Annotated in this window: 11 protein-coding genes and 4 pseudogenes; 6 read left to right on the top strand and 9 right to left on the bottom strand. The window is 48.9% G+C overall.

Features of this window, described 5'->3' with window-relative positions:
- A partial coding sequence (locus tag GA0061070_RS21370; RefSeq protein ID WP_139109810.1) for an EAL domain-containing protein occupies nucleotides 1-874 on the top strand: 874 nt, incomplete at its 5' end.
- 133 nt (nucleotides 875-1,007) lie between these two features.
- Complete coding sequence (locus GA0061070_RS21365) at nucleotides 1,008-1,532, top strand: hypothetical protein (protein WP_139109809.1); 525 nt, start codon at nucleotides 1,008-1,010, stop codon at nucleotides 1,530-1,532.
- Nucleotides 1,533-1,538: 6 nt separating this feature from the next.
- On the opposite strand, the gene GA0061070_RS21360 is transcribed toward GA0061070_RS21365, so the two are convergent.
- The gene (locus tag GA0061070_RS21360) at nucleotides 1,539-1,913 is read right to left on the bottom strand and encodes a cytochrome b562 (RefSeq protein WP_090138227.1); all 375 of its coding nucleotides are present in this window, start codon (nucleotides 1,911-1,913) and stop codon (nucleotides 1,539-1,541) included.
- A 621-nt stretch (nucleotides 1,914-2,534) separates the two neighbouring features.
- Between GA0061070_RS21360 and GA0061070_RS24920 the strand changes: the two are divergent.
- Nucleotides 2,535-2,615 (top strand): annotated as a pseudogene (locus GA0061070_RS24920) (recombinase family protein); the annotation flags it as partial.
- Between the two features lie 54 nt (nucleotides 2,616-2,669).
- Here the strand turns inward: GA0061070_RS24920 and GA0061070_RS21350 are convergent.
- The 4 genes from GA0061070_RS21350 to GA0061070_RS21335 all read right to left on the bottom strand — a co-directional run bounded on the left by GA0061070_RS21350 (nucleotide 2,670) and on the right by GA0061070_RS21335 (nucleotide 7,019).
- Nucleotides 2,670-3,374: an IS6 family transposase gene (locus GA0061070_RS21350; protein ID WP_090138226.1), complete on the bottom strand. Its 705-nt coding sequence runs from the start codon at nucleotides 3,372-3,374 to the stop codon at nucleotides 2,670-2,672.
- 102 nt (nucleotides 3,375-3,476) lie between these two features.
- On the bottom strand, nucleotides 3,477-5,021 hold the full coding sequence (locus GA0061070_RS21345) for a methyl-accepting chemotaxis protein (protein ID WP_090138224.1): 1,545 nt from the start codon (nucleotides 5,019-5,021) through the stop codon (nucleotides 3,477-3,479).
- 524 nt (nucleotides 5,022-5,545) lie between these two features.
- The gene (locus tag GA0061070_RS21340) at nucleotides 5,546-6,259 is read right to left on the bottom strand and encodes an SDR family oxidoreductase (protein WP_090138221.1); all 714 of its coding nucleotides are present in this window, start codon (nucleotides 6,257-6,259) and stop codon (nucleotides 5,546-5,548) included.
- A gap of 13 nt (nucleotides 6,260-6,272) precedes the next feature.
- Nucleotides 6,273-7,019 (bottom strand): SDR family NAD(P)-dependent oxidoreductase, encoded by a 747-nt coding sequence (locus GA0061070_RS21335; RefSeq protein WP_090138219.1) that lies wholly within the window; start codon nucleotides 7,017-7,019, stop codon nucleotides 6,273-6,275.
- A 164-nt stretch (nucleotides 7,020-7,183) separates the two neighbouring features.
- Here GA0061070_RS21335 and GA0061070_RS21330 point away from each other — a divergent pair, with 164 nt between their 5' ends.
- Nucleotides 7,184-8,110: an AraC family transcriptional regulator gene (locus tag GA0061070_RS21330; RefSeq protein WP_244153183.1), complete on the top strand. Its 927-nt coding sequence runs from the start codon at nucleotides 7,184-7,186 to the stop codon at nucleotides 8,108-8,110.
- 123 nt (nucleotides 8,111-8,233) lie between these two features.
- On the opposite strand, the pseudogene GA0061070_RS25825 reads toward GA0061070_RS21330, so the two are convergent.
- The 3 genes and pseudogenes from GA0061070_RS25825 to GA0061070_RS25665 all read right to left on the bottom strand — a co-directional run.
- A pseudogene (locus GA0061070_RS25825) lies at nucleotides 8,234-8,404 on the bottom strand (ATP-binding cassette domain-containing protein); the annotation flags it as partial.
- Nucleotides 8,401-8,613 (bottom strand): annotated as a pseudogene (locus GA0061070_RS25670) (amino acid ABC transporter permease); the annotation flags it as partial. The pseudogenes GA0061070_RS25670 and GA0061070_RS25825, both read right to left, overlap by 4 nt.
- A 99-nt stretch (nucleotides 8,614-8,712) precedes the next feature.
- Entirely contained in the window at nucleotides 8,713-8,856 is a 144-nt protein-coding gene (locus tag GA0061070_RS25665) for a hypothetical protein (RefSeq protein ID WP_167353607.1), read from the bottom strand.
- A gap of 127 nt (nucleotides 8,857-8,983) precedes the next feature.
- Between GA0061070_RS25665 and GA0061070_RS21315 the strand changes: the two genes are divergently transcribed.
- Nucleotides 8,984-9,838, top strand: coding sequence for a YPO3983 family protein (locus tag GA0061070_RS21315; protein WP_090138215.1), 855 nt, complete (start codon nucleotides 8,984-8,986; stop codon nucleotides 9,836-9,838).
- Nucleotides 9,822-10,286 (top strand): DUF943 family protein, encoded by a 465-nt coding sequence (locus tag GA0061070_RS21310; protein ID WP_090138213.1) that lies wholly within the window; start codon nucleotides 9,822-9,824, stop codon nucleotides 10,284-10,286. The genes GA0061070_RS21315 and GA0061070_RS21310 overlap by 17 nt, the downstream gene beginning before the upstream one ends.
- Before the next feature lie 274 nt (nucleotides 10,287-10,560).
- Here GA0061070_RS21310 and GA0061070_RS21305 read toward each other — a convergent pair.
- Nucleotides 10,561-11,605 (bottom strand): annotated as a pseudogene (locus GA0061070_RS21305) (transposase).
- Nucleotides 11,606-11,831: the final 226 nt, after the last annotated feature.

Here is an 11,831-nt window from a genome sequence, read left to right as displayed (position 1 = left end):
TCTGACAAGGCTGTTACCCCGTCATCAACGTCCGGTCATGGTCTGGAACCCTCCCGGCAGCACGAATGGCCGGTTATCACCGGAAGAACAGGCCTTTGAGCTTGCCGTGCATCAGGGGCACGTCTTTCCGGTTTTTCAGCCTGTCACCGACCGGCATTATGAGACGAAAGGCTTTGAAATCCTGATCCGCTGGCGACGGGATGGTCAGGAGATGCAACCGGCAGACTTTCTGCCGAATATCAGGTCGCCCGGTAACTGGTTGCTGCTGACCGCCTTTGTCATCAGCGAGGCCGTTCGTCAGATAAATGCCACTGCCGGTGACTGGTATTTCGCGATTAATGTCCCTGCCTTTGTGGCGGGGAGTAAGGCCCTGATAAGTATGCTGGAGACAGCACGTCAGCAACTGAATGATCCCACCCGGGCTGAGCGCCTGGTGCTGGAGTTTTCAGAAACCACAGATGTCAGCCGCAGCGGGGTCAAAGAGAACATCAGGGAAATGCAAAGGGGCGGCCACCGGATATTACTGGATGACTGTTTTTCTTCCCACAGCGTGACCTTTCCTGCGCGTCAGGTGCGGTTCAATGGCTATAAACTGGATAAATCGATTGTCGATACCTTTATGCATAATCATCACGATGCCAGCCTGATACAGTCCCTGGTGGTCTACTGCCAGCTTAATGATGTGGAGTGTATTGCAGAAGGGGTGGATTCGCCTGAGAAATTTAATGCCCTGTGCAGGGCTGGTGTCACCGGGTTTCAGGGATATTACCTCTCCGGACCTGTGTACCGGGAATCGCTGGATGAGACCGTGCGTCAGTTGCAGACACGCCACAACAATATCACCCGGACGGGGGACGCAGGCACCTGTAAATAATCAGCGCGGGTCCGGTCAGTCAGTTTTTGCCCGGGTCACCGTGCGGTGTGCAGTCCGGACCTGAAAGGGTGCCCGGACTGTCCGGGGAGCCTGATGTTACCGGGTTTTTAAACGCCTCCATTCTCATGAGTGGGTGGCAAAGGTTACCGGCGGTCTGATGAAAGCTGCGGGTAAGGAGGTTTCATCTGATACGGGTATTTTTGTTGTTGCTGCTGCTGACAGGGGTACTGGCTGTGATGATCTATGCGCCGGTTGCTGCGGGTTTACTTCGCCGGAGTGTCCGGAGCATCAGTCAGTGGATGTCCGGCCTCAGTTATCCATTATCGTAAACCGGTGTAAGCCGGATGTCTTCCCGGTCATCAATGGCCGGGAAGAACGGGTACAGCCTGTGATGGACCTGATGGATGGAAAGAATATGTTTCAGTCATGCTGCTTCCGGTACAGAAAAAAACGGCCGGGGCCATTCCCGAAAAGCGCGGCAGTTGCCGCGAAAACAGGGGGAAATGCTGTTGCGGCTGGTTTCCTGATAATGGCACTGAAAAGTATTTATGCTCTCGCTTCTGCAGCTAATCAACTGTTGGTTTTTGCAATCCGTAACAGGCTACCTAGGCTGTTACGGCTCACAACCAGCCAGAAATGTGAGCCATTACATGTATAAATGACTTCAGTCAACGCCGAGTTTACTGTGATATTTTCTCATCAGACTACCCAACTTCTGTGCAGCAACTTTTCCGGCATCAAGTCCTTCTTTTTCAGCGACACTTTCAACAGCAACTGCCTCATCAATTAAAAGTGACATGCCAGCAATATATGTTTCCCTGTCATACCCCTCTGCGGCGCTGTCCATAATGGACTCGGCTGTTGCTTTAAGCTCCTGAATATCCTTTTTAAATGATGTAACATCCTCCTCCTTAAGTGCGGCACGGTAGCTTTTATTTATCAGCTTCATGGCATGTTCAACACTTTCAGATCCAGCCATCACGCTGGCAGATAAAAGAAGGGAGGTTCCCATCACGATGGCACACATGATTTTTCTCATATAAACCCTGCATTTTTCTTATAAGGTTTAAATTTATTACCCCGATTCCAGAGGTAACATTGCATAAAAAAATTAACTTCTCACTACCTGTATATCTGTGGTGCAATGACAATTGCAACATGCAAATAATAGGGAAAAGAGATTAAGAGAACATTAAGGAGTTTTATATTCTGACTAAGTATGAACGCTAATAATACGCGCTATGAGTGTTTCAACCTGCTTAATTTTCTTTATTTTCGTTTCCCTGGACACTTAATGGTCGTTCAGTTCATTTCCGTCCAGTTCTATCGATACCTTACTCATTAACTTTCAAACATATACAAGAGATGTACAAAAAATGCTTTCCAACCTGGACATTTCGGCACTATCGGAAAATGTGTCCAAAAAATATTTCTGATGATCATATTTAATTTTGTTGACCCACAGCGCAAACCTGAGTCTGTTCATAACTTGCATCTGAGCAAGCGAGGGACTGGACAAGCCCAGCGGTTGCGTCAACGGGTCACATTGGGGTATGCCTAATATCTACCACTTAAAAAGATAACGACTAATATTATTAGTGACCACATAAGTGATACCATAAATATCAATACCACTTAAATGTTACCATAAGGGCGAGAAATGTTCGTTTTTGGTTACCTCCGGGCATCCACTTCAGAGCAGGATGCCAGCCGGGCAAAAAATGCACTGAAGGCATTTGCAAAGGCACTGTTGCAAAGATCATGATGAGGCAACCTTTAATGTTACTGAAAGGTCTTATCGTTCAAAGACTCTGCTCACCAGACGCATTTCACCCAGGGGATGACCAAAATAAAATGATTCGGCCTGACCTTTCCGTAGCGCGCGCATCACTTCAATCCCTTTTATCGTGGCGTAAGCCGTCTTCATGGATTTAAATCCCAGCGTGGCGCTGATTATCCTTTTCAGCTTGCCGTGATCACATTCAATGATGTTATTCAGATACTTTATCTGCCAGTGTTGAACATCGGGTGGACACCGGCCCTCCTGTTTTAACAACGCAAGCGCACGGTCATAAGTGGGAGCCTTATCTGTATTGATAAGGCGGGGAACCTGCCAGCCTTTCACGTTATTTAAAATCTTGCCGAGAAAACGATATGCCGCTTTGCTGTTACGACGCGGAGAGAGATAAAAATCGATGGTGCGGCCTTTGCTGTCAACAGCCTGGTACAGGTAAGCCCATCTGCCATTCACTTTGATATACGTTTCATCGAGGTGCCATGAACAGAAGCCGGAAGGCTGACGCCAGTACCATCGCAGTCGTTTTTCCATTTCAGGTGCGTAGCACTGGACCCAGCGATAAATGGTGGTGTGATCGACATTTACGCCGCGTTCGGCCAGCATCTCCTGCATTTCACGGTAGCTGATGCCGTATTTGCAGTACCAGCGTACCGCCCACAGGATGATGTCACGACTGAAATGTCGGCCTATGAATACGTTCATGAATACCGCCTCTGGTGAAAACGACAGCAAATTTTATCAGCGCTGCGATCTTTGCAGCAGTGCCCCGGACAGAGGTTCATACATAATGGCGCTCCATCCTCGTTATCGACCCGTAGTGAAGAAAGCCACGGTCTGCGTGAGCCGCCGGGTTTGTTTTTCCAGCGCATTCGCTGCAACGACTGCCTGCTGCACCAGTTGAGTGTTCTGATGGGTGACAGAATCGATTTGTACGATGGCTTCGTTGACCTGGCTAATGCCAATGCTCTGTTCATCAGTCGCGACGGAAATTTGCGACATAATGTCCGAAACCCGCTGCACGGCTTCAATCATCTCGTCGATATTATCTCCGGCGATTTTAATCTGCGACGAGCCACTGTTGACGCGGCTGACGGACTCCTCAATCAGCTCTTTAATCTCCTGGGCCGCCTGAGAACTGCGTAAGGATAAATTGCGTACCTCGCTGGCAACCACGGCAAAGCCTTTCCCCTGTTCCCCGGCCCTGGCCGCCTCAACTGCCGCATTCAGCGCGAGAATGTTGGTTTGAAAAGCAATGCTGTTTACCACGTCGATGATATTGGCAATTTTACCGGCGCTTTCAGAAATACCGTTCATGGTGTCATTGACATTCTGCATCATCACCCCCCCGCGTGAGGCAATATCTACCGCGCCGCGCGCCAGCTCACGCGCCTGTCCGGCGTTTTCAGCATTTTGTTTTACGGCAGCGGTAATCTCTTCCATGCTGGAGGAGGTTCTTTCCAGAGATATCGCCTGCTGATCGGTGTGTCCGGCTATCTCCTGATTACCGGCGACGATATTCTGGGTATTGTTGTTGATCATTTCAGCGCCATCGCGGATCTCTTCAATAACGGAAGTCAGTTGCTCGCGCATCACCCCCATCTCATATAACAGGCTTGTATTATCCGTGGCTTTTTTATCCACTGCCTGCGATAAATCCCCGGCGGCAATTCGCGACACGACCTCCGCCGCATAACGCGGTTCGCCACCCAGTGTTTTCAATGTACTGCGGTTAATCAGATAAACCAGTACAGAGAGCAAAATGCTGATAGCGATAAATTGCGCGATGTTCTGATAAAGCGAACTTAGAAAGACTTCCTGGATATCATCAACATAAAGACCAGTTGTAATAATCCATCCCCAGGGAGACCACGGAATATTGTAGGCAATTTTGGGCTTCGGTACGGTGTCTCCCGGTCGCGGGAAATCATAGGCGGTGAAACCATCATGGCCATCCTTCGTCACGGCGACCATATCCCTGAAAATATATACGCCGTTGGCATCGGCAACATCCGGCCCCTTGCCAATTAACGCGGCATTAATAGGATGCATAATGACCTGTGCCTGGGTGTTCAGAATAGTAAAATATCCTGTGTCGCCATAGCGTAAGTCTTTAATGATCTGGATGGCACGTTGTTGCGCTTCCTCTTTTGATATCAGTCCCTTATCAACAAGTGCAGCCTGCGTTTTTACCACGTTAAGGGCTAACTGGGAAACATACACTAATTCCTTTTTCCGTAGCGTTAGCTGGTCATCTTTAATTTTTACTGAGCCAAAGAATAATGACCCGGCAAGGCTTAGAAGTGCGACGGCAAGTGGAAGCCACAGTTTATGAGCAAAGGATATTTTCATAGCATGCTAACCTGTTGTTGTTGTTGTCCAGGGTAGGTATTGCGCTGGGCCTCCCGCTATCAGACCGCGCTTCATTTCTTTATCGGGAGAGGTCAGGGAAATAATTAATCGATAATATTGATATATGTGAAATTATATATTTCATTTTCGCTACAATGAATTTAACTTTATGATTAATATATAGTTATTTGCCATATAAACCATGTGTATTAAGGTCTGGCGAATAGGTGAATCTGTTCACGGTAATTGTTTCTGCCGTAACCACGGGATGCTTATGACCTCCTGACATGAATTAGCTCGAAGCAATGTGATGGTTTTCACATTATTCCGGGCTGGCGACATCACCGACGCGGTGGCGTCGCCATAGATTAATAAACTAATTTAGGGGAATAAGGTGCAGTTTGGCTGAACAAAATATATCAGATGGCCGAGAGCGAGCTAATTATCACGACCGTTGCTGTGGGTAAGCGTGAATACCGCAATATTTATAACCTGGCGAAAGATACAGGCTGCTTTGTCCGTTATCACCAGGGCCAGGTATTATTCTCGTAATCAAGGAAGAGATGGCTTCTGGCGTTCCGGTTCTTCTCAATCACATTGACCATGCCGTTGACGCTGGTACTGACATCAATCTCGGCATCCACTGTACCGTCCAGCGTGCCCATCGCTGTCGCTACCCAGCCTGGATGAATTGACAGAACGGTCTGTGCTCCGTGGCTGATATCCATATAAATGCAGCGAGCCAGCATATTCAGCGCCGCTTTACTGGCCCGGTAAAGCTCAAGGCCTATCCCCGGCTCGGTATTACCAGCAATACTGCCCCGGTGCGACGACATAAAAACCAGGCTTCCATCAGGCTTAAGCATCGGCAGAAGGTGCCGGGCCAGGCGGGCAGGGCCAAAAGCATTGGTCATCATGAGGCGCTGGAATTCAGTGTCAGATGCCTGTAACACTGACTGATGCAAAGGTCCGTAAATACCGGAAACCATAAAAATAACGTCAAACTGCCGTTCACCGATCCTGCCGATTAGGTGCCCGATATGGGACTTATCGGTGACATCAATCTCGCTGGTCGTGAGGTTGCCAGGGTAAGTCTCTCCCAGGGAAAGCAGTGAGGAGGTATCCGCCTCCGGTAAGTGTGTGGCAAAAACTTCCCAGCCTCGCTCCAGATACGCTTTTGTCAGACCCAGCCCCAACCCTTTCTCAGTCCCGACAATCAAAATGCTCTGCTTTTTCATCATCATCTCCAGGTTATTGCGCGGTGTAACCGCCGTCAGCCATCAATACCGTTCCCGTAACGAAGCTGGCTTTAGGTGATGCAAGCCAGATAATCGCTTCAGCAATCTCTTCCGGTTGAGCCACCCGCCCAAGTGGATGAGCGTGGCCGTAGCTGGCAAGCGTAGCGCGGCTGTCTTCGACTATGCCGGAAAGAATATTTGTTTCAACGACGCCAGGAGCGACGGCATTAACCCGGATGCCATACTCAGCCACCTCCAGCGCCAGAACTTTCGTCAGTTGGGCTATTGCGCCTTTAGAGGCCGAGTAAGCCGCTGTGGCTTTCATGCCAACCATGCTGACCACGGACGCCACATTGACAATCGCTCCCTGCCTGCGGGGTTGCATGGCCTTCAGGCTTTCCCGGCTCAGGAGGAAATACCCTCTGGCATTAATGGTCATAATGTTGTCCCATTCTTCAACGGAAGTTTCGGTCGCGAGTTTATTCAGGGTCTTGCCTGCATTGTTGATGAGAATATCCACGCCGCCGAATTCGGCCTGCGCGAGAGTGACCGCGCTGATGACTTCATCTTCCTGGCTGACATCACAACGTTGTGCCACCACCTGATTGCGCTGCGCCAGCGCATGGACCGCCGGGTCGATATCCAGCGCCAGTACCCTGGCGTCATGACTGACGAGAAGTTCTACCGTGGCTTTGCCAATATCACCTGCGGCTCCCGTGACTATCGCCACCCGGTTCTTTAATCCAAAAATATCTGCCATTTTTATTCCTCACATTGCATCACGGTATCGACAAAAGGATATGAGAGGCTGTGCAATGCAACAATGAGGGTTACTGTAGAAAGATTATCTTTTTCTGTCAGAATGGTTTTTTTTGACCTGCTAAATGCGGGGAAATTTATCCTTTCATATATTCGGGAGGCGCAGTGCCCGGAATTACCTCAAGCCTTACACAAAAAATGATCCCTGCTTTGCTGGCGCTGGCTCCTGATGAAGGCTACACGCGCACCCGTATGAAGGAGATAAAACTATTGCGGGTCAATGAGTCGATGCCCCATACGCCCGTCCTTTATGAACCCTGCATTGTTATTGTTTTGCAAGGAAAGAAAACCGGGTTGATGGGCGGAGAGGAATTTACCTACGATCCGGGGCATTATCTGGTTGTCTCGGCGCCTCTTCCGTTCACCAGCCAGACAACGGCCAGCCAGCAACAGCCTCTTCTGGCGATGTCTGTATCGCTTGATGTCGCCACGATTGCCGAATTACTTATTGAAATGGGAGACGGCGACGGAAGAGGGAATGAGAAGGCAGGGATCCTGTTTTCCACCCCGCTGGGAGAAGAACTGGCCGATACGGTTTATCGTCTGTTGATGGTGCTTTCTGATGAAGAGCAAAGCAGAATTCTGGGGCCGGGTATTCTGAAAGAACTTTATTATCGTGTGCTGATTGATACACAGGGCGCCGCAATCAGAGCGGCGCTCTCCGGAAAGGGGCATTTCAGGCAAATTGCCGCCGCTATCCGCACGATGCATACCCGGTTTATGGATCATATTGAGGTTGATATGTTGGCTAAAGAGGCCGGAATGAGTTCCCCTTCATTTCATCGCCATTTCAGGGTATTCACCGGTACTACACCAAAACAGTATCTGATTTCCATCAGACTGCACCAGGCGCGTTTTTTAATGGTAAAGCGAAATGTCACTGCCAGTGAGGCCTCTTTTCGGGTTGGCTACATCAGTCCGACACAATTTAGCAGAGAATTTAGCCGCTTTTTTGGTTGCCCGCCGCAAAAGGAAGCTCAGCGTTTACGCCATTTATTAAAAGTCAAAGCTGAATCGTACTGGCCAGAATAGTGTCTTTTCAGCCTGGACGCCGTGACAGTTAAAAGAGCGGATGAGCGAGGTTCATTCGAACACTTATGGTAAAAACAGCGCGACATCTCGCGCTGTTACGACAAACCCATGTGTCACTCAGAATGCGGTTTCCAGCCCACTCATGATGCGTAACACAGTACTTTTGCCGGAGCCGGATGCGCCAATCAGCACCAGCACTTCGCCGGGCGAAACATCAAGGCTGATCTCTTTCAGCACCTGGGTTGAGCCAAAGGATTTGGTAATCCGGCTCAGCGTAATGGCGGATTTGCTCATGATAACTGGCTCCTGGTTTGATGATATTGAACCCAACGGGAAAGCGGAAAGCAGACAACGAAGTAGAGCAGGGCGACCAGGTCGTAAATCACCACAGGCTAGCCGATGCGATCGACAATGGCCTGGCCCTGGTGCATCAATTCCGACATGCCGATCATGCTGACAATCGACGTATCTTTAATCAGCGAAAGATACTGGCCAACCTTCGGTTGGGCAAATTCGTTCCCGACGAATTTGTCGCTGCGTCGCCACCTTCCTGCAACTCGAATATGACCAGCAACGCTATCAACAATTCATCCCGGCAGGTTTCACAGCGTACAGACGTGCGGATCGACAACATTGAGATCCAGACGCAGGCCACCGATGCGAAAGACATAGTGCAGGAGATCCCCGGAAATATTAAAGATGCCACCTGGCATTTTGATGATGGCCTGAGAGCGTAAAGCGTCCACTGTGCCCCTGCCCGGAATCGGTAAAAAATTAAGAGCAGGGGCTGTACAGCGTTTACACTCTGGCCTTTCACCACGTATTATTTCTTGTGAAGACTTCAACGGACGATTACACAAGGAATGTATCGCAATGACCGCACTACAATTTCCCTGCGCAATTTTTAGAACCCAAAATTGGATGGACGATTACAGCGCTAAAGATATGTGCTGCGGCGATCTGACCGAAGCACAGTTAAAATCCCGGTACCGACTGGATTATATTTCTGACCGGGTAGATCCTTACACCCTAACCCGGCGTTCTTCAATGGATCGTCCTCAGTCCATGTTCTGCTGTAATCTGCGTGGCCAGGGTGAAAAGATTACCCGCCAGCAGTGCGCCGCAATGTTGTTTGACGAGTTCCGCTCATTATCCCGCAAATTTTCCTTTTACGGGCCGTACCGCCATCTGATCGAAAAGATGATCACCCACATGCAGAACGGTAACGGCACGCCGTTTCGTGATATGGCGTTGGACAGGGCTTTAAGGGAGCACATTCTCAGAGATAATTCGACAGAGAACAGTACCAGGCTTCTTTTAAAAGAGGCTATTGGGGGCAATATTGGCTGGTTAAATAATATTTACCCTGCGGATAAAAAAGATGAATTACGCAAGGCAATACTTAAAGGCAGGTTACCAAAATTTAACAGGTTGCAGGATAATTTTAATGGCATGGGTATTACCGTTCATGATACCTGGGCAACACATGTCACTATAAAATCACTACATATCGAAAAAGATCGATACCGGGCAGTGGTGCATTACAGGGTACAGGATCACTTTGGCCTCGACAGTGAGGATATAGTGAAAAAAACATTCAGCCAGTTTCATTTCTTCCGTATCTGGTTTGTTCTCCAGCGGTACAATCAGTTTGGCTTTAAACCGTTCATGACCAATATGGAAGCCACAATAGAAATTACGGGAAAGTGCAATGAAAGCAAAAAGTAAGAAAACGCTTCGTGCCCTTTTGTTGGTTGCGATAGGGATTTTCGGCTACTGCTTCTGGTTATTTCTACGTCCAGTAGAAATTGTTGCAGTACATCAAGATGGCAATTCCAGTGATGTACTGGTAAGAAACTTCCCATTTACTGATAAAGGTAAAATAAGCTGGTGGCTGAAGAACAAGAATATGTTGAAAGAAAAATATGACGTCCCCCAACCAGAAAAAGATGGTGATTTTACTGTGATATTCTGGCTATTCGGCGATGGCTACAAAGAAACGGATGGCTACGACCGATTATGCTTTGATGATATGCCGCCACCACTAAACTGTATCGATAAAAACAGGGTTTTTTCGGTAAATCACAGCCGAAATATGGGAATTTCATTCATTGCCAGTGGCGGCATATATCGCATGAGAGAAAACGGGAAGATAGTAAAAGACGAGTCTGAGTAGGTTTGCCGTCCTCGCATAGAGACAGCAATAAAATCATCCGCTCTACCCAACCTTGTACCAGCAATACGGAAGTAGCAAAATGCTCAAGAGGCTATCCCGACGGAGAGAAAAGCGGCAACGCCTTACCGCCTGCCTCAACCCCTTCAGTAAGGCGATTGCACGGATGGCGAACGTAGCAGATGAAACCCGAACCAAAGCCTTTCTTTTAGGTATCCTTTTGAAAACCCCTCAATGACTGTTGGTCTCGCGGTGATCAATGCCACAGAACCACCTTTCAAGGTAGCGCGTCTCTGTTCAGCATTTTCAGGCGATTCACATGTCCCTCGACTACGCCGTTACTCCATTTGCTGGTAATGGCTTCACATATTGCTGCTGCATCAGCCTCCATCCCGGCTGCAACACGTTGAAGCTCAACCGGGCCGCTTTCGCTGACATGACTGAACCACCTGCTTAGTTGTGGCTTGTTTTTCGTTTTCAGGATCCGGTAGAAGTCCAGTGCAAGTTGCTGTGCTATTTTCAGCTGTGGCTCTTTTTCACACATCAGCCCGATGAAGCGGGAGGCATAACTTTCTTCCCCTCTTATTATCCTCCAGGGCATCAACCAACGGCTCACACGCGAAGCTGATGGAAGACGGGCTGGCGTAGTAACAGGTGCGCTCCCACCTTTACGCCATCTGGCAACCTCATCCCTGACGGTGGTTTCGCTACCGGTGAACCCTTTTGCCACCATTTCCCTCCATATCTGGCTGCCATTGTGATTACCGCTTTCACTCTGTTCCTCCAGCCACCCACGCCAGGGATCCAGAAGACCAGGTTTCCGGGGGCGGGTCAACATTTCAGGGAATGTACCTGATTGGAGCCAGCGCCTGACCGGTATTTATCACCCTGCGAAGAAGAGTATCTGCACTGCTACGGAAACCTGCTGCCGTTGCCGCCCGTCTTCCAGACTCACCTCCGGCGATTAATCCTGGCTGACACTGTAAATTTTGTAACGCCTGTGAAGACTGCTGCCGTGAACTGGCGAAAGGAGCCAGCGACTCGGCAAAAATTTTGCGTGAACAGGATGGGTTACGGCAGTACCAGTGGCGGACGGCGAATACCAGCCACATTGTCTGGCCTGAACAAGGTCGATGCTGTATTCGGCGCCGCCGACAACTATGAACCGATTTGCTGCGCTTAAGGCATTCAGGACATAGTGCAGTTTTACGCGTGGCACGAAGATGGAGGGGTATCCCATCAGAACTAACAACTTGTCGGCTGGATTGCCACCCGCAAGGCAACTGCAAAAGCGTCTTAAGTGAAGGCATAGAGTTGTCCATAACTTAAAACAGCTTAGATCCTTGTTAACTAAAAAGTTTCATTGATTTTCTCCCACCCAAGTTGCGGAAGACCCAGTTTTGCACCGTTGGTAACAACTTTTTGCATATTTCTTGTTCATTTACGTTCCCGACCGTGAAGATGTCAGTCTAATGCTGGCCTTTTGTTAACAATAAAGTTATAAAGAACTCTGGCATGGACATTTAGACATCTATACGTATAGAAGGT

This window comes from Kosakonia oryziphila (assembly GCF_900094795.1).
In the GTDB taxonomy this organism is placed as follows: Bacteria; Pseudomonadota; Gammaproteobacteria; order Enterobacterales; family Enterobacteriaceae; genus Kosakonia; species Kosakonia oryziphila.
The sequence above is the reverse complement of the archived record's forward strand: the minus strand, read 5'-3'. Positions and strand labels throughout refer to the sequence as shown.